The 19962-nt window shown below is 45.0% G+C and carries 12 protein-coding genes; all 12 read left to right on the top strand.

All coding sequences use genetic code 11. The features are described from left to right. The first annotated feature begins 1 nt into the window (after position 1). The 12 genes from AC2TF6_RS21280 to AC2TF6_RS21225 all read left to right on the top strand — a co-directional run bounded on the left by AC2TF6_RS21280 (position 2) and on the right by AC2TF6_RS21225 (position 19901). Complete coding sequence (locus AC2TF6_RS21280; RefSeq protein ID WP_454235619.1) at positions 2 to 520, top strand: hypothetical protein; 519 nt, start codon at positions 2 to 4, stop codon at positions 518 to 520. Between the two features lie 75 nt (positions 521 to 595). Further along, entirely contained in the window at positions 596 to 853 is a 258-nt protein-coding gene (locus AC2TF6_RS21275) for a hypothetical protein (RefSeq protein WP_491308382.1), read from the top strand. Positions 854 to 1230: 377 nt separating this feature from the next. Further along, positions 1231 to 3543, top strand: coding sequence for a M4 family metallopeptidase (locus AC2TF6_RS21270; RefSeq protein WP_491308381.1), 2313 nt, complete (start codon positions 1231 to 1233; stop codon positions 3541 to 3543). Between the two features lie 420 nt (positions 3544 to 3963). Further along, positions 3964 to 6690, top strand: coding sequence for a GBS Bsp-like repeat-containing protein (locus tag AC2TF6_RS21265; RefSeq protein ID WP_491308380.1), 2727 nt, complete (start codon positions 3964 to 3966; stop codon positions 6688 to 6690). Positions 6691 to 6705: 15 nt separating this feature from the next. Then, complete coding sequence (locus AC2TF6_RS21260) at positions 6706 to 12285, top strand: polymorphic toxin-type HINT domain-containing protein (protein ID WP_491308379.1); 5580 nt, start codon at positions 6706 to 6708, stop codon at positions 12283 to 12285. After that, complete coding sequence (locus AC2TF6_RS21255) at positions 12282 to 12821, top strand: hypothetical protein (RefSeq protein ID WP_491308378.1); 540 nt, start codon at positions 12282 to 12284, stop codon at positions 12819 to 12821. The genes AC2TF6_RS21260 and AC2TF6_RS21255 overlap by 4 nt, the downstream gene beginning before the upstream one ends. 366 nt (positions 12822 to 13187) lie before the next feature. Continuing rightward, positions 13188 to 13721, top strand: coding sequence for a hypothetical protein (locus AC2TF6_RS21250; protein WP_491308377.1), 534 nt, complete (start codon positions 13188 to 13190; stop codon positions 13719 to 13721). An 80-nt stretch (positions 13722 to 13801) separates the two neighbouring features. Next, positions 13802 to 15454 (top strand): restriction endonuclease, encoded by a 1653-nt coding sequence (locus AC2TF6_RS21245; protein WP_491308376.1) that lies wholly within the window; start codon positions 13802 to 13804, stop codon positions 15452 to 15454. A 74-nt stretch (positions 15455 to 15528) separates the two neighbouring features. After that, a complete protein-coding gene (locus AC2TF6_RS21240; protein WP_491308375.1) occupies positions 15529 to 15984 on the top strand; it encodes a hypothetical protein in 456 nt (151 codons plus the stop codon). Positions 15985 to 16601: 617 nt separating this feature from the next. Then, positions 16602 to 18146: a PucR family transcriptional regulator gene (locus AC2TF6_RS21235; protein ID WP_491308374.1), complete on the top strand. Its 1545-nt coding sequence runs from the start codon at positions 16602 to 16604 to the stop codon at positions 18144 to 18146. Between the two features lie 162 nt (positions 18147 to 18308). Further along, on the top strand, positions 18309 to 18968 hold the full coding sequence (locus AC2TF6_RS21230) for an aspartate/glutamate racemase family protein (protein WP_491308373.1): 660 nt from the start codon (positions 18309 to 18311) through the stop codon (positions 18966 to 18968). A 9-nt stretch (positions 18969 to 18977) separates the two neighbouring features. Continuing rightward, complete coding sequence (locus AC2TF6_RS21225) at positions 18978 to 19901, top strand: DMT family transporter (RefSeq protein ID WP_491308372.1); 924 nt, start codon at positions 18978 to 18980, stop codon at positions 19899 to 19901. The last annotated feature ends 61 nt before the right edge of the window (positions 19902 to 19962 follow it).

The following is a 19962-nucleotide window of genomic DNA, read 5'->3' as shown; positions in this document are numbered from 1 at the left end:
AATGGATACGATATATGTTCATGTTAGACATTGGCTGTTCTGGTACGGGGTTTATGGATTATGCGCTAAAAGCTGTAATGATGAAGTTACCCTATATTCGGATAAGGAAAAAACAAAATTTCTGGGGCATTTTGACCTTTTAGCTGAGCCTTGCCTCATTTATTCATTAAACAACGAACTTGATAAAGTAGAGGATAAAGAATACTTTGATGAAATGGAAGAGTTCTTAAGCGGCAACAAAGATATAAGTTACAGTTATATATATCCTAGAGATAATAGGGATATTTCGAGTCAAGTCGACCACTATGCTCCATTGAATGATAAAGGGCATAAACCGATTTACATTTATATGTGGTCGAAGTTGTCAAAAGGTTGGGATGTAAATGAGATTGAAAAAAGCGTGAAAATACTTGCCAGCTATTTTTTGCATATGAATATTGACAGAATAGAGATATTAGAAATTCCGACATACGAAGAGACAAAATTGTCCTACGAAGAAGATTACGCACCTTACATATAAACAAAAAATAGCAATTAAGCATCTTGAACGAGAGTTTATTTTCGCTTGCTATCTTTTTCCTAAGGAGGAGAACTGTTGACCGCGAATTTTTACAAAATCCAAGAGATCATTAATGAATGGAATCCCATTGAGATTGAACCCTTACTGGATGATGAATATACTTTAGAAATCAGATACATTATCGAATTTATAAATGAACAGAAGACCGATCTGACCTTTCATGCACTTAGAGATAAAATAAACGAAGTATTCAACAAAGAATTTGAACGCTTTTTTACACAAAGCGAACAAACACTAGAAGTCGCCAGAAAGATCATGAATTTATGTTTGTAGGCCAGTTAAGCGTATATCCTCTAGATCTGGCAGGTTCTACAACCTCAAACGGCAGCTCTCTTTTAAAATTATTCCTCCTCACCTCAAAAATTTTTTCGTAAAAACTAACCGACGGTCAATTGACAACTCGCAAAACCGATAGTATGATGAAAATGTAAAAATAACATAATAATTACATATTTACCAGTGAAATCGCAGCCAAGATTAACTAACGTTTTGAAAAGGGCTGTTTTTTTGTGCCATTCCATGCGTGCATCCGGTTTAACTAACATAGAGATTTAAGACTATGGGTATTGAAAGGGGAGTGTTTTGAAAGCGTTATCATCACAGGGTTGAAGAGCCTTGCAAGTAAAAAAATGATGGGAGATGAATGATGAATGAAAAAGAGTTTATCGGTAATTGTACTGAGTACGATAATGGCGCTGTCCGCAATTCCGGTAGGCGCAGCCTCCGGCAATTCCGCGTCGGGTTCGCCGGCTGATTTGGTAGCCCCGCGTTTTATCGGGGAGCAGTGGATTGCGCCGCAGGGGGCGTCGCTGGAAGCGAAGGTGTGGGCCTACCTGAACGCCAAGAAGGGGATTTTGAATCTGACGGGCGATGCGGAGCAGAGCATCCGGATCACGGATCAGGCGACGGATGCCGAGACAGGAACCCAGCACGTGCGTCTGAAGCAGTACATCCAGGGAATTCCGGTGTTCGGCACGGATCAGACGCTGCATTTTGACAAGCAGGGCAACGTCTCGGCGTATCTGGGCAGTACGGTTGCCGACAACGGCCAGCAGTCTCTCACCGCAATCGCGCCGAAGATCAGCGCAGAGAAGGCGATCGCGATCGCGAACAAAGATATGGAGAAGCGGATCGGCAAGCTGGGCGCCCAGGAGCGGGAGCAGCAGGCGGAGCTGAACTTCTATCCGGTCAACGGGCAGAACGTGCTGGTATACATCACGGAAGTGAATGTGCTTGAGCCTTCCCCGCAGCGCGAGACGTATTTTATCGATGCGGCAACGGGCAAAATCGTGAACCAGTACGGCATGCTGGACCATGCGACCGGTACGGGCGTCGGCGTGCTTGGCGACACGAAAACGTTTACAACAACGCAAAGTGGCACCCAATACGTGATGCAGGATACGACACGCGGCGGCGGTATCATTACTTATTCGGCGGGCAACACCCAATCGCTTCCGGGAACGCTGATGAGGGATGCGGACAACGTGTGGACGGACCCGGCGGCAGTCGATGCGCATGCTTATGCGGCAGTCGTTTATGACTATTTTAAAAATAATTTTAACCGCGACAGCCTGGATGGCAGAGGAATGGCGATCAAGTCGACGGTGCACTACGGAAGCCGCTATAACAACGCCTTCTGGAACGGAACGCAAATCGCATACGGTGACGGCGACGGCACGACATTCCGCGCGTTCTCCGGCGATCTCGACGTCATCGGCCATGAGTTGACGCACGGAATTACCGAGAAAACGGCGGGGCTTATTTATCAAGGAGAGTCCGGTGCGCTTAACGAGTCGATTTCGGACGTATTCGGCAACACCATCCAAGGAACGAACTGGCTGATCGGGGATGACATCTATACGCCGTCCATCCCAGGCGATGCGCTGCGCTCGATGGAAAATCCGCCTCTGTTCAATCAGCCGGACCATTACAGCAACATTTACCGGGGGTCCGACGATAACGGCGGTGTGCATAAAAACAGCGGCATTCCTAACAAAGCGTTTTACCTGCTTGCCCAGGGCGGCACGCACCGCGGCGTTAGCGTAACCGGCATCGGCCGCGGCGATGCTGCCAAGATTGTATATAAAGCGCTTACTTACTACTTGACGAGCACTTCCAATTTTGCGGCCATGCGTCAAGCGGCGATCAGCTCCGCCACCGATCTGTTCGGTGCCAACTCGGCCCAGGTTAACTCGGTAAAAGCGGCCTATGCCGCTGTCGGCATCGGAAGTCCTCCGCCGGCTCAAGATACCCAAGCACCGACGGCACCGGCGAATCTGGTCTCGACAGGCAAAACTTCGAGCAGCGTAACCTTGTCGTGGAGCGCGTCGACGGATAATGTGGGCGTGACCGGTTATGACGTGTACAGAGGCTCCGTACTGGCGGCATCCGTCTCCGGCACAAGCGCAACCGTCAGCGGTCTGAGCCCGAGCACGGCTTACACCTTCACGGTGAAAGCGAAGGATGCGGCCGGCAACGTATCCCCGGCGAGCAGCGCGGTGACGGTGACGACCAGCTCGTCGACCGACCCGACGGATACGCAGCCGCCTACGGCTCCGGGCAACCTGGTGTCGACAGCCAAAACGTCCAGCAGTGTATCCCTGTCGTGGAGCGCGTCGACGGATAATGTGGGCGTAGCCGGCTATGACGTGTACAACGGCTCGACGCTTGCTACTACAGTGACAGGCACGAGCGCGACCGTAAGCGGTCTGCAGGGCGGAACGTCCTACACCTTCACCGTCAAAGCGAGAGACGCTGCAGGCAACGTATCTCCGGCGAGCAACGCGGTGACCGTTACGACGGATACAGGTTCTGGTGCTGCCGCTTGGGCCGCGTATACCACTTACCAAGTCAACGATCTCGTCACTTATCAAGGCAAGACTTACAGAGCTCTCCAGGGTCACACGGCTATGCCAGGCTGGGAACCGGCTAACGTTCCGGCTTTGTGGGCAGTCGTTAGTTAATGAAGTCCACATGCAATATCGAGGTCATGTTTTGTTTATAATTTAGAATACGGCGTCTAGAGGCGGCCTCTTCTCGGAATCCAACCGGGGAGAGGTCGCCTTTTTTTGGCGGGTTTCTGGCTTGCCTCGGATTCGGGAAATTCACCTAGTAAAATGGTCATGTTCAGAGTGTTTATGTAAAACGTTAAATAACTCATTAATAAACTTATATTTATGTATTACGTCATTAATTAACAAATTACGACAAAAAAAGCTAAGCAATTCGATGTATTTACAGCCGATAATATCCTGGTATGTGCATTTTGAAGAGAAAGTAGTGATTATATTAGTAGTAATTGGAATTTAAATTGAGTTTGAAAGCGCTAAAGTTTTAGGTTCAGATTGTCGGACTCAAAAATAACTTGGGGAGATCAATTCAAAATGAGAAAAATAATAGGGTTGACTAGCGGATTGCTATTGAGTTTGTTTTTAGTTTTACTGAGTTTTCCGGTAAAAACTCATGCCATCATCCCGCTTCAAGTGATCGGGAAAGAATACAATACAGGGGTGATTGAGGACCATACAGACAAATTTCCGAACTTAACAAACGCTAAAACGATTACGGCCTATGGCGGCTATTTTCTAGCATTATATAGTAACGGAACTGTCCATGCGAAATCTTATTACATTAATGACGCCAAAGGAAACCCCGGCGGAATTGAAGACTGGACGTGGAAATTTCCGGATTTGACCGACGCTATCTCCATCGCCACAGACAGATCGTATTTTTATGTACTCTATAGAGATGGAACGGTTTTATGCAAATCTTATTATATTAATGACGTTAAAGGAAACCCATACGGGATCCAAGATAGAACTTCTTATTTTCCGAGCACAGCTAACGCCAAATCCATTGCTCTTAGCGAAAATTACAAGCTAACACAATATAACGATAATTCCGTAGTGGCTAAAGGAGCGTTAGGAGATGAGAACATCACCGCCTATTTCACTGATCTGACGAATTCCAGAGCCATTGCATATAATGGCCGTTTTTATTACTCGGCTATGTTGAACGTGCTGCCCGCTTTATCTGTCGATAATAGCGATCAATACGTAAAAAATGACGGGACCTCTGCCATCACTTTATCGGGAACGGTAAACGACCCGGATAACGATGCGATTACGGTCAGTGCCACTATCGAGGGAGTAACGAAATCCGTTACTTTAACGAATACCAAGACCACACAGAATTGGAAATTACAATGGGGGCTTGTTTCCGACAAAATTCCTTCACGAACGTACACGGGGATTAACGTCACTGCCAAGAACGGGGAATGGGGAAGCGTAGGTACAACCTACAACGGAAAAATCGATATAGAGAAGAAGCCTTATGTGTTAAATGGAAGCTTTGAAGATGATGTGAACGGAACCAATGTTCCGGATTTCTGGGAAAATAACTGGCGAAACGGAAACAGCAAGAACCCGTATGCTAACCGCACGCCTAACGAAGAGATAAACGGCAAATATATATACCGTCTAAACAATGGTACGGGTGATGCAAGTTCTATTCAATATGCGGCTTCCGACAAAATTAGCGTGGTCGGCAAAACTTCCTATGAAGTGCAGGCTTTTATGCGGCACGGAATGAAAAAGGGAGCAACTACTTATGTGTATGATGCTTCAGGAAGAATTAACAATGTGATTTTGTCCAATGGCCAATCACAGAAATATCAGCATGACGAGAACGGTAACTTAATCGGCAAGGAACAGGCGGCATCTTCCGGAGAGCGTGCAGAATTCACCATACTTGAGTTGGATGCAGCCGGAACCACTATTAATGAAATCCATAAAACATATACGAACGGTGATTTGCTGTGGCATAAGAACACCAGTTCATTTACGGCTAAAGAAAATACAAAAGATGTGATCATCCGGTTCGCTATCGGCGGTAGAGAAGGCATTAGTCTGGATGTGGATGACGTGAAAATAATACAAACTTCGCAAATTGCTGCGCCGCCAAAAGTGGATTTTTCAGATCCTTCTTATGAAGTTCTGGTCTACGATATTCCAAACGGCACTCAGAAGGTAGAATTTCAAACCTGGACGGAACAAAATGGCAAAGATGATCTCAAAACCGTACAAGGGAAAAGGCTGGCCGATGGTGTTTGGAAAGGTATCATTCCGTTCGCAAGTCATAGTGATGAAGCTGGGAATTATCTAACCGACGTTTACGCGGACGGCAACCTTCTCGGACAAAGCGCGACAATGGTGGGTCCATCGGCAGCAGTCGTACGCGCTCCTTCGGATGTAAATATAACAGCCGGATCTTATGAAATTGTTGTGGATGGCGTAAGCGATCAGGTCAACAAAGTGCTTTTCCCTACCTGGAGCGAGAACAACGGGCAGGATGATCTGGAGAATCCTTGGCCGGAAGGAACCAAAGTATCCGCTCATACATGGAAGATCACGGTTCCGTTCGATAAACACAACAACGATACGGGGAACTATATTACGCATATTTATTCCGTGGATACCGAAGGCAATAAAATTTTGTTCGCTTTTAGCAATACGAAAGCGAAGCTGTCTGTGTCTGCCCCACCCACTACTAATCTTTCCAGCCCTGCTTACCCGATTGTTGTATACGGCGTTCCTCAAAATACACAAAAAGTTGAATTTTCGACGTGGACCGAGCGCAATGGGAAGGATGATCTGAGGACAGTTCTCGGTAAAAAAATATCCAACGGCGTCTGGAAAACTACGGTACCTTTTTATCCACACAAAAATGAGACAGGAAAGTATTTAACCGATATTTTCGTCGACGGGACCAAAATGGCTGAAAGTATTACGGAGGTAGCTCCATCCACGGCGACAGTCCGGGCACCTGAATCCATAAGCGTTTATAAGATTTCTTACGATATTTACGTGGATGGGCTCGGCCCGGATATCAAAAGAGTCAGCTTTCCTACTTGGACCGAATACGACGGAACGGATGACATCGTCTATTCGGAAGGAATTAAAGTTTCCGATACCAGTTGGAAAGTTACTGTAACGTTCAAAGATCATCGTTACGAGAGAGGGATTTATGTAACCAACGTGAATGTTTTTGATGAAGATGGAAATATGGGTACGATCTTCGAGAGGGTAAAAGTAAAAGTAACATCAGATTGATAAGGAGAGAGTATGGTGGCTAAAAAAATATTAAGTCAAATTATGATAATTGTAATAACTATAAGTACGCTGTTTCCTTACTACGCTTCAGCGGCAGTTTCTGCAGGCAATGTACAAGCTAAAGGGCAAGGGGCTGCGGTTGGACAACAAGTTCTCACGGTTTCTTGGCTGAGGGACCGTTTTGGCGTAACCGAAGATTTCTTGATGGCCGAGCTGAACAAAGGATACCAGTTAACGGAGATTTATAAAGCTCTGCAGATGCAGCAAGAGACCGGAAGAGCTTATGCGGACATCATTGACGAGTTAAATCCGGCTGTGAAACAGCGTCTTGACGAGCTGAACTATGAAAGCAGGCCAATCGAAGATACGGTAACGAGCGATACCTACAGCGTGACGGATGCTACCTACCAGGAGCTTCCTACGGTAACGACGGATACCTATGGGCTGAGGTTGATGGCTACTGGCAAGCTTCCTACAACCTATGACAAGATTGCGGTACAACGAGAGGGAATGAAGGCGGATCAGGCTCCTTATCTGGTTTCTTCGGGCAGTGCAGACGTATCTACATTAACAGGGGCCTTACAACTACAGGCGAATGATTTCACTTTACCTGGAAGAAACGGTCTCTCATTTCCTTTGAGACGAATTTACGATAGCTCATCGGCATTGTATTATAAGTCCGAACCTTTTTATACGGCATTTTATCAAGTAAATTACTACCCGGAATTACTTGCTGTTGTGGAAAAAATAGAAGGGAATCAGATTGATTATCTTTACGAGTTTACATTTGATAAAGTGGCGAATTTTCAATATCGCGGTGATACGACAACTTGGTATTCTCCTTTTGTTCAAAAAGATAAAATAGAGTACGGACAAGATGAAGAAAGAAAAATTTTGCAGCTTCAGTTTCCGAAACGAAATAAAGACACGGATGAACCTATTCATATCTACCATTTCGAACTGAATGGAGCTCCGTTTAGAGCCAAGCTTTTCCCTACTGGGAGAATTAATAACGCTTATGATGAGATACCTGTCTATTTGGATGGTGGGTATTATAATAAACCGTCCGATAAACCATTGGAACCTCTGGGCGAAGGGTGGAGCTGGGATCTTCCTTTCATTGAAACAAAGGGTGATAAACGGTACATGCACATACCCGGCGGAGCGTCTTATGAAATTAACGAAGATAAAACGCTTAAAGGTTACCCGTGGAAAGATCTTACACTTTCCCGTGATGTTTCGGTGATTGTAGGGGGTAAAACTTCCGAAGATGTACTCACTACCTTGGATGGTATTTCATATTATTTCAGTGACGGAAAACTCATCCAAATTTCCGATCGTTATAAAAATTCAACGCAATTTGAATATACGTACGTTGATCCATACGGCCAAGTATTAACGAAGGTCAGAGACGCTGCTGCCAACGAAATTAACATTTCTTACTCTTCTTCCGAAGTTATCGTTCATTATGGAGATAGGCAGGTAAAACTAATTAAGGGCAAGGATGCGAAGGGAAACAAAGATTTATTGAACGCGGTGGTTGATCCCGAAGGTAGGACCACGCGTTACTCCTATGACATCCGAGCCAGTCGTTTTGATTATGTGCAATACAAGGAGGGAGAGAATTATATTGCCCTCTTGAAACAAATTATCCATCCTACCGGCGCGAGGTCCGTTTACGATTATAATAATTTCTGGGGCTATACCGGTCCAACTGCTGCCGAAGATGTTTTCCGGGCAACCAGCAAGGAAGATATTGTGGATTATGTAGATGGAACGTCCCAGAAGTCAAATGCAAGTACGTATATTTATGATGGGAACTACAGAGGCAGGTATTCCCGCGATAACATTTTCTCCACCACTGTAAAAAATGCTCTTACTGAAACGACTTTCACCTATAAGAAGAAATACATGAACGATCTGCTGCCGGATGTTTTCTACAACACGGAAGTTGGTTCTCAAGCAGGGGCGGAAAAACGTGTCACCAAACAAACCTTTGATGAGAAACGTAATTTACCCGTCCCGATCGAGGTGACCACAACAGTTGTAAACGGAGGCAGTTCCAGCTCCCCGGTTACCGTTAAACGGACCTATGACGATTACGGCAATGTCCTGACAGAGACAGATCCGCTGAATAACACGACTACCAATAGTTATGATGCGACTTCTCATCTTCTAGTCTCAAGTCTGGTTCCTGTCAGCAGCGGTTTGAATGCATATTCGGAGATCCTCCGAAACACACAGGGCAGCGTGACTCAGCTAACGGTTAAAGAAAATCAAGCCACTGGCGCCCTGAAGCAGCAAGTGAATTACGGGTATGACGGATATGGAAATATGACGACTGTGACCGTTAAAGATACGGAAAAAGACAGTGTCATTACGCAAGAATTCGGCTCCCAATATAACGGTGCTTATGTTACCAAGCAGTCCGTAAACGTTACGAATGCCGATGGTGAAGTTTCCACGATTGTTCAGCAAATGGAATATGACAAATCCACGGGCGCATTAACGAAATTGACCGACCCCAAAGGGTATGCAACAACATACCGGTACGATAAGCTGGGACGGATTACAAGGGAGACCGGTGTAGATTCAAGTGAAGCGAGCATTGCTTATGACGACGCGAACAACAAAATTACTTTGACCGACGTTAATGGAGAACAAAGTATTCAGGAATTTAACCCCCTCGGGTTAAAGACTCGTGAAACACTCGGCAGAGGATTCGCTGCGTATGGTTACGATCTTTTTGGAAGAACGATCTGGAGTAAGGATGCCAAGGAGAATCAGACGAGCTATACTTATGATCCATGGGGAAGAAACATAAAAACGAGCTTCCCTGACGGATCAAGCTCTGTAACATCGTATGATGATGTGGGTCGGACAAAGACATCCACAGATGAGGAAAGTAACTCCATAAAAGAAACATACGATATTCTCGGAAGAGTGATCAAGAGCGAAGAAGTTAAAAGCAGTGGTGCTGTAGAGTTGGGGAAAGTTTCCTACGATTTTGCAGGAAATCTAGTCAGCAAGACGGATGGGAACGGTAAACAAAGCACGTGCAAATACGATTTGTTGGGCCGACTGGTCGCGGTAACGGATCCGGATATGAACAGCACACAGTATACCTACAGCTTGGCCGGTAACCTTACAGAGCTTCGTTACGCGGACGGCAGCGTGCAGCGGAAGAAATACGACGAGATCGGACGGCAGATTCAAAAGATTCAACCGCAAGGCCAGACCGAAACAACGTACTACGATTTAAACAGCAATCTGATTAAAAAAGTCGATCCTAAAGGGATTGTAAGGGAGTATGAATACAACAACCGAAACTGGCTTATTAAAGATCAGACGCCGGAAGAAAGTATCTCATACACATACGATAAAGCCGGGAAACGTAAAAGCTTGGTCGATGCGACGGGGACCACATCTTACCAATACTCCCCTAAGGGTGAACTAGTTTCAATTCAGTATCCGGATGCATATAAAATTGACTATGCTTACGATATTCAAGGCCAACGGACCGATGCAGTCAGCGATGTCGGACAGACCTACACCTATAATGAACGCAACCGCATCATCGGCCTCCAGATTAAGGACAAAACTTCCGGTAACGAAACGATAGCCGGCACCGTTCAATACCAATACAAGAAGAATGGTTTTCTTGAGCAGTCCAATCTGAGTAACGGTCTGCAAACCGTATACACCTATGATGGGTTTAATATGACGGGATTGCAGAATCAGAAGCAAAGTGCGACTCTGGGTGCGTACGGTTATAAATATGATACAAACCGCAATATTACGGAGAAAACCGAACTGGGAAGTACCTCCACCTTCTCGTATGATGCACTCAACCGGGTCAAAACATCGAGCCAGTTTAATGAAACGTACGAGTACGATAACCGCGGCAACCGTGCATCTCTCATGACGGACCGTGAATTGAGCGAGAGTGGATCTACGTACACCTACGATGATCGGGACCGGTTGAAGAAAGTAGTGACTGCTGACGGAAAAGAAGTCAGCTACCGGTATAATGGAGACGGGCTCCTCTATGAGCGTACGGAAAACGGTAAAACCGTCCGTTATTATTATGACGATTCCCAGCACTTGATTCGCGAAGCGGAAGTGGGGACAGATGGCACAATAACTCCCGTGTATCAATATATTTACTCCCCGGCGGGAAGCATCTTGGCGCGTAAACCGATGACAGCAAATACAGGACTCGAATACTATACGCTAAACGGTCACGGTGATGTCGTTGCTTTAAGAGATTCGAACGGCAACGTATTGAATGAGTACACCTATGATATTTGGGGCAATCCGGTAACCGAGAAAGAGACCGTACCTAATCACTTCCGGTACTCAGGTGAATACTGGGATAATACGACCAAGCTTCAGTATCTTCGTGCCCGGTGGTACGACCCCAATATGGGACGGTTTATTAACGAGGATACGTATGAAGGACAACTGGATAATCCGCTGAGCTTGAATTTGTATACGTATGTGGAGAATAATCCACTGAAGTATAGAGATCCGAGTGGGCATTTTAAACTTTTTAATTTTGACTTCAATATGTCCAATGAAAGAATGCAAAGCCTCATTGTTGAAGCTAGGATGGACAATGGTAATGCAAGATATTGGGCGTTAAGAAGTAGTTTAGGAACAATGTACAGAGATATAATAAGAGATCAAAATAATAACCAATTTCAATTTTTATTCGATGTGGCATCTATGCAAAGTCCATACAAAGAATTGAATAACCTTGATAATGCCGTATGGGCCGGCGAGGAGTTATTAGGAATATGGGATGCTTACAAAAGAAACATTACTGTTGAGGTTATAGCATCTTTCGCTACTAGAGGAATGGCACGAAACTTAAAGTTTATGTGTAATTGCTTTAGTGCTGGTACCAAAGTGCTTACAGACGAAGGGGAGAAAAACATCGAAGACATTGAAGTCGGAGATAAGGTTCTCGCCAAACCCGAGAATGATTCTAAAGGAGAACTAGCTTACAAGGAAGTAACAGCTTTATTCCGCAACCAACGTGATGATATTATTAAATTGCATATAGGAGAGCAAATCATCGAGACCACAGATAACCATCCGTTTTGGGTTGAAGGTAAAGGGTGGGTGTTTGCGGATGAACTGCAGAATGGGGATAAACTCCAACAGGCTGATGGAAACAATCTGACGATTGATAAGGTTGAGTTTATTAATCTTGATGAAAAGGTCACAGTTTATAACTTCACGGTTGCAGACTTCCATACCTATTATGTGACTAATTTAGGGATTTGGGTTCATAATAGTGAGTGTGGCCCAAATGGAACATTTAAAAATGCGCCTTATCATGGAACAACAAATAGTGGTAAAAAAAATAAAGCGCCGAATGATGGTCAAACAGCATTAGACAAATCTATATCAATAGGACCAAATACTGACCGAAGAATAGGGATAAGTGATGGAGAGTTTGTTGTACTAGATAAGACCACTGACGGGATATATCATGGTCACGTCAGGTCATGGGGCGAACTTGATCAAAAAATGCAAGCTATTCTTAGAAAAGCAGGATTGGTTGATAAGAAAGGAAATATTAAATGAATAATTATTATTCAGTTTATTTTACTAACAATGCTAGTTTTCATTTTCTATCAGAGAAACCCGTAACTACTAAATTTGATAATATAATAGTGTTCTTTGATGATAATCATGGGAAACAATGTGTTTTTAAAGATGTAGTTCAAGAAGCGATAATTACTTTATACAACGGGATGAAAAATCAAGTTGAACTGCATTCTGATATGAAGGTGGGTAGTCTAGGAAGGGCATGGAATATTTGGACAAATAACTTAGCGGATATGGCAGAAGATGATGAGGAAGATATATTTAGCAACTATTGGATGTGGTCAACTAGGGATTTCCAAACATGGATATATCGAAAAAATGAAAAATTATATATTGAAATTAGTCCAAGTTACAGATGGCATTATGTAGAGCCTACTGAAGATGAAAAAATTACGCCCTTTAGTGAATTTCTTGAACATTATAGTGCTAATGTTTTTGAACTATCGTCTGAACAAATAAAAGACATTACTGAATCACTTGAGGTTATGAAAACAGAATTAAATATAACCTAATGATAAGATCTTGGGGGAGTCCCTCAAGTGAAATTTTTCGTTTGTGTTTTTTTTAATTCAGTCTAACCAAAATTATCTATTCACTGAAAATAAAAGTTTGAAAAAGCTATGGAAAGACTAAATAAGAAAAAGTGATTTTTAAGACCATGAAGATATCTTTCATGGTCTTTCTTTTTTAACCTACTCACTTTCGAGCATGAATCGCTACCTTAGCCCATCACATGCTGCTTTTTGTTTTGTGAACACGTGGCTCTTTAACGATAAGAAATATTGATTTATTTTACAGGAAAAGTAGTTCGTTTTGCGAAATTCACTGGATATATTAGTAATAAAGTAGATAATAGGTAAATAGACAAGCTTAGATTATTGAATATTAAAAAAGGGCTTGCTCCTATTTTTGATCTGAAATTGCTCGTAAATGAGCCTTTAACAACAAAAGAATTAAATAAAGAAAAACTTGTATTTGATCTGGAAAAGGATTGTGCAGAGGTGGTTATTAGCATGATCTGCGATATTTTCGAAATTTCCGGGGCTGTCAGATTTAAAGTTTCGGGGTTTGGCCAGAACGAATGGCCAGTGGATTGCAGAATCGATTTAGCGACAGTTATGGAGCAAGTACCCGAAATCCTTAAGAAAATTGAATTAAACCAGTATGATTTTATTTTGGATTTTTACGAGCAAAGAATGGAGAGACAGGTAGCATTCAACCAGGATAAGGATGCAATAATGCTCACATGCTCAAGCCGCACTCAGTGGATTCCTGATCCGGTTTCTATTCATATGAAGAGAGAACAGATTTCAAGGATATTTGAGGATTTGTATAATCAGTTTCTTGAAGTTGGCGAAATTTTGTGCAGCAATTTAATTCATGATCCAATGTTAAAAGAATGGAAGGTATGAACTTGGGATCTCATTGGGGATGGTAAAAGGGACAATCAAACATCGGATGGAGAATTTTTTGTGCTAAGGGGGATATATCTGTGAAATATATTGAAGATGCAGGTTTGGTTATGGCATATATTAAAGCAACCATAGATACCGAAAATGATTTTGTTTATACCAAAACAGTCGATAACTTAAAATATCCCTTCTCTGATTTTATACAAACTATCCTTACGGAGGATAGGGTATTTAATGAGGGACAAGAAGAAATGAAACTGTTTACTATTATGGGAAGTAAAGAACGAATAAATGAAATAAAAGAATCGTTTGTCGATGAAATTAAGAAGGTATTTAATCTTTTTGTTCAAAGAAAAATTACGTTAGAGATGCTTGCTGCTAGAATAAACAAGGATGAGTTACCTTCATTAGAGCAATTTCTATACTTATACATCTATCATTTGTTTACTTCAGCAACATTAAAATATCCTTATAGTCATTTCATTGGCATAGATGAAGATTGTGGGATAGCAATTTTTTATGGAACTGAATCTGCAAAGGAAAATATTTCTGATATGGTTGATCATGCGATGGACTTCTGGTTAGAAAGAGAGTGTCCTATTGTAAGAGGGAAACAGGTATTGATTAAATCGTTTCTAACAAATGATTTGAAAGGGAGACGAATCATAACGACCTTCCCTAATCCATCCGATGGAACGTGGTGCCTTTTGCTAGAAGGAGGTATTGTGTTTCCATTAGACAAATATGCATCAGAAAAAACAAAACTGAATAGTGGACACATAGGACAGTGGACAATTGGAGAAGTTGAAGAAATAATGATTAACCCAATTTATGGATGTGGGTATTGGTTTGAGTCATTAGAATTATTCTTAGAATGGCAATATGTTTTCTTGTATGCATTGGCTACGTTGAAAATTGATCATTATGAAATCAAGAAATTTGAGGAACTTTATGATGAATTCATTAGCTTCATACATAATTACATATGCCCTGCTGAACTCGTTAAGGATACGCTGACAAACAGAACTACCTTCATAAATGTACTTATTAGGCATATAAGAAATATTGAAAAATATCTTACGGGTGTTGAAGACACAGGAATTTCTAAAAATATTATATTCATGATGAGAAACAGACAGGTTTATTTGCCAAAAGTATACGGCATTATTTCTAACTATTATAATTTGGAAGTTGAAAATAGACTGAAATCAGAAGTGTTTGAAAAAGAAAGATGGGGAGAGTTAATTTTATCTTTGGACGATGGAAACCACTTTTCCAGAGGGGTTAATCTTGAGGCTCTTGCACATTATTTTATCGGTTCAATTAGTGGTTTATTAATAACAGGAACAAGAATTTTGCTTGAACGAGAGGAAATAGATATATGTTGTAGTAATGTTTCGTTTGACTCCAATTTGTGGAAGATGGGACCTCTTGTTTTAGTTGAATGTAAAAATAGAAAAAATAAACTACGTGTTTCTGACATTAGAAATCTAATCCCAATTATGGAGTCGAAGGGTATTAACTCTGTAATTTTTTTCACCCGATCAGGTACTACGAAAACAGCAGATAAAGAGATTGATAATCAATATTTTTCAGGAAGGACAATTATTTGTTTAGATATCGGAGATTTTGTTGCAATTAAAAATGATGGTAGTCATCCTTATTCAATTTTGGCTGAAAAATTAAAAAATATAGAATCACGCTTTGAAAATGATATTAGGTTGCTTTATTAGGAAACGAAATCCATGGCAATTTGTATGTTCATAGTCTCAGCTTGATCCCCGCATTCTTATATAGGAGGACACTTATGCATTCGTTTACTTATGAATCAAAAGATTCCAATAATAACAGCGAAGAAATTTTGGGATTGCTGCAATTTTATACGAATTTAAGCCGGAATGTATCTTGGCTGATAGGAGATCTGGAGTTGGTTCCAACTTACATCGGGGATTATCACCCAAGCGGGAAAGTCGAACCGCCGCAGAGGGTTTCGCTTACGTCGATCCAAAGATTCCAAGAAGAAGGTTTTCTCTGGCTATCTCTTAAGGAAATAGAGGAAATGCTGGAGGACTCGTTATCGGTTTGCCGCGCTGTTTTTGTGTGCCTGCCTGAGCATATGGAAGTGAGCCATTTTCATGGTGATGCCGAAAGTACCTCTTTACAGCATGAATCCGCTTTGCATGAAATAACGGTTTTGGATGATTTGATCATGATCCACAGCCGTTCTGAGCTTTTACCTCCTATAATAAAGGGAAAAGCATGATTTTATTCAATTTAATTAGGAGAGTCGGAGAAAAATGAGAAAGCAAAATACATTTGAAAAAGCTCTTCTTGGTAAATTAACATGAATCAAATTTTACTTAATGTTTTATTACTACTTCTCATCATTGGTGTTGTCATTCAACTCTTACTTTATTGGTTTAAAAAGAATCCTGCTCACTGTTGTGATTGCAAGATTTTGGAGAAGAAGTCTGAAAAGTTTGCAGGTATGAATGGAAAGATGGTCCACATATGTTACATTTCAATTTTATGTGATGATAAAATTATTGAGCTACGAGTATTAGATCATCAATCTTTTAATGCATTGCAAGAACAAGATAAAGGCCGAATTAAATATCGAGGGAGCTTTATGATTAGTTTCAAAAATAGTATTTCAACATGATAAGGTGATGCGGACCATCGCCCCTTTTCTGATCCCAATAAAATCCAACCGACTACCTCCAAAAGAAGGAGCCTCCTAACAGGCGTCCTTCTTTTCCCTTTCCTGCCACTCCCCCTTCCTCCACAAAAAACAAAGAAATGATACAATAGACGCAGAAGTCTTTATCTTTGCCCCACGCACCAAGAAACGCACAAACTGTCTGAAATCGGGTGAACACGATGAATCTCAAAGGGATGACGGTCCGGGAGCTGCTCCAGCTTCCGATACTGAAAGACGCGTCGCTGATCAGCGGAGAAGAAGGGCTGGACCGCGTCGTACGGTATATCGACATTATGGAGGTCCCGGATATCAAGGGCTGGCTGAGGGAAGGCGAGCTCATTCTGACCACCGGCTATTCCATGCGCAACGATCCGGGTCTGGTACTGGAGCTGATGGAAGAGCTGAGAAGAGCGGATGCCGCGGCGCTTGCGATCAAGCCGGAGCGGTTCATGGGCGGCATTCCCGCCAAGATGGTGGAGCTGAGCAACCGGTACCGGATTCCGGTGATCCAGATTCCGCCGGGAATTCCGTATATCGATATCACGCATACGGTGATGGAGCAGATTTTGAATACACAAGCGGCTCTGCTGCGCAGATCCGAGGAAGTGAACAAGACGCTGACCGGTCTAGTGCTGCACAACAAAGGCATCCAGGTGGTGGCGGACAGCGTGGCGGAGCTGGTCCAGGCGCCCATCTGGGTGATCCACAAGCACGGCCGCGTCATCGTTGCGTCGCCGGCTGATGCGGGAGATCCGCCGACCGGCCGGACGAAGAGCTGGGACGTGTCGGTGGACAAGCAGTTCGCCGGGCGCCTCATCATCGGGAAGGAGCAGCTCGACGAGCTGGAACTAGTCTGCATCGAACATGCTCGGCTGGTGTTCTCCCTGGAGCTGATGCGCCGCAAGATCACCTACGACACGGAGCAGCGGCTGCAGGGCAACTTCTTCGAGGAGCTGCTGATGGGCTTGCCGCTGTCCAAGCAGGACGCGGAGAACAAGGGGAGGCAGCTGGGCCTTCAGCCGGACTGGTGCTGGGAAGTCTGCATCGCCGAGGGCGAGCCGCATCTGTTCGAGGAGCATGCCGCCCTTCCGGTCGCGCTGGGCGAGCTTGTGGAAAGCGAATCGGCGGCTCGCAAAGTCAAGTCCCATCTGCTCCGGCAGGGGGATCGGTTTGTCCTTCTGCTCGCTTCCCCGGCGGCATCGGAGCCAGGCACGAAGCAGCCGGTCAGCGGCAAAACGGCCGAGTGGGCCGATGTTCTGGCCCCGCTGCTGGACTCCCATAGCCACATCCGGACGGGTTTCGGCGGCAAAGCTCCGCTCTGGGAAGTGTACCGCAGCTACGTGAAGGCCAAAAAAGCGATGACCATCGGCTGCCGGCTGGACAAAGAACGCCGTACGTTCAGCTACGGGGAGATCGAAATGTTTGATCTGCTGCTGGAATCTTCCGCCTATGTAGGCTTCGATGCGTTCATGGAGAAGAAGATCGGCAGGCTCTCCAAGTATGACCGGGACAACGGAACCGATCTTGTGCCCACCTTCCATGCGTACCTGGCGGCGGGGGGCAGTCTGATCGAAGCGGCGAACAAGCTGTACATTCACCGGAACTCCGTAAAATACCGGCTGGATCGCATCAAAGACATAGCTGACATAGACATGGAAGATACGTCGAAACGGCTGATGTATTATTTGTGCACGTCGTTTTATTTATTGAAAAATTTGGAATGAAAATCGGCCTTTTGTGCTCCGAGCACAAAAGGCCTTCGTTATTTTTGGCAGCAGGGAACATGGTCCGCCTCTTTGGAAACGAATACAATATTACCAATCCAACTTTAATAAGCTACACGAAGTCTACAAAAAGCAAACGAAAACGAGGAAGGATGGGAAGCCATGATCGGAGTGATCCGCGTATTAACGACGGAAGATACGAAGGTTCTCGAGCAGCACGGAAAGTTACTGAATGAGACGTATGGACTGCCGGTTGTGAGCAAATGCATTCCGGATCAGCCCCTTGGCATCTTTGACGAGGAGACGGAAGCCATCGCCATTCCGAAAATTGTCGAGCTGGGCAAGCGGATGGAGCGGGAAGGCTGCACGGTGCTGGTCATCTCCTGCGCGGCGGACCCGGCGATCGAGCCTCTGCGCGAAAGCGTCTCGGTGCCGGTCATCGGAGCGGGAAGCGCCGCGGCGTACGCGGCATTGTCCATGGGCCGGCCCGTCGGCGTGCTGGGCATCACGGAGGAAGCGCCCGCGGTCATTCGCGATTTGCTCGGCGGCAAGCTCGTCCGCTACGCACGTCCCGAAGGCGTCACCAACACGACGGATCTCATGACACCGGCCGGACGCGAGAAAGCGATCGAAGCCGCCCGAGCCCTGCTGGATGCGGGGACGAAGGTCATCGTGTTCGCCTGCACGGGCTTCTCGACCATCGGCCTGGCCGCCGTCCTCCGGAGCGAACTGGATGTTCCGGTCGTCGACGCCGTCGAAGTGGAGGGCTTGTTCGCCTCCCATTACTACAAGCAGCTCGTTGATATCCGCGAGCCGAATTAAGTCAAGCTCGTGACTTGGACATCGGCTAGATCGTATCTGCTTCTGATCTTCTGCGTCTTCGTCTGGGCGCTGAACTACATGGTCCGCCAGGTGCTGCTCCGGGAGTTTCCTCCCTTGTTTCTCTCGGCGCTGAGCCTGACGATCGTGTCCGGCGCCTTTCTGCTGTGGGCGTGGGGAACCCGCGCTTTTGTGAAAATAACGGGTAAAGACGCGCTCTGGCTCTGCTGCTCGGCCGGAATCGGCCTCATTGCAAACCAGATCCTGCTGCTCCGGGGACTCCAGCTCACGACGGCTACGAACGCTTCGCTTATTTTTACGCTATCGCCGCTGTTTACGGCCGGTCTGGCCGCTCTTTTCCTGAAAGAACGGGTGACCTGGCGCATGGTGGCAGGCAGCGTGATTGCCATTTCGGGACTGGCTTTCGCCTTGAATGTCCGCGGTTTGCAGTTCAATGCGGGAGACTGGATTATGGCGGGCGCGACGTTTACCTTTTCGTGCAACCTGATTTTCGCCCGCATTCTGACGAGGCGGCTGTCTCCCTTTATCGTGACGGTTTACAGCTTCGCACTCAGCGCCGTGCTCTTCGATCCGTTCGTTCTGGCGGCCGGGGAGGTCACATGGATTCATCCGGCCGGAATGTGGGCGCTCGTGATCGTGACGGTGATCGTGGCGCAGGGGCTTACGGGCGTCCTGTGGAACAAAGGGATGCAGACCCTCGGCGCGGCCAAAGCGGCCATCGTGCTGAATTTGCAGCCGCTGATGGCGATGCTGCTTGAGTTTCTTCTTTTCGGCCGCGCCGTTACGGCTCCGCAGCTTTTCGGAGCTGCGCTTGTTTTTACCGGGGTTCTTCTCGGGACGGTTCAACTGCGTATATTTTCCTTGAAAAAGAAGCGGACGTTACCGGAGGTTTTGCCGGATACGGCCGGAAAGTAGTTCCTTTCGGAAAGCGCCCGCGAGCCGGTTTTGTCATACCTCCGAGCTATATTCTAGTAAA

This window comes from Paenibacillus sp. JNUCC 35 (genome assembly GCF_058269095.1).
This window is presented reverse-complemented; position numbering and strand designations above follow the sequence as displayed.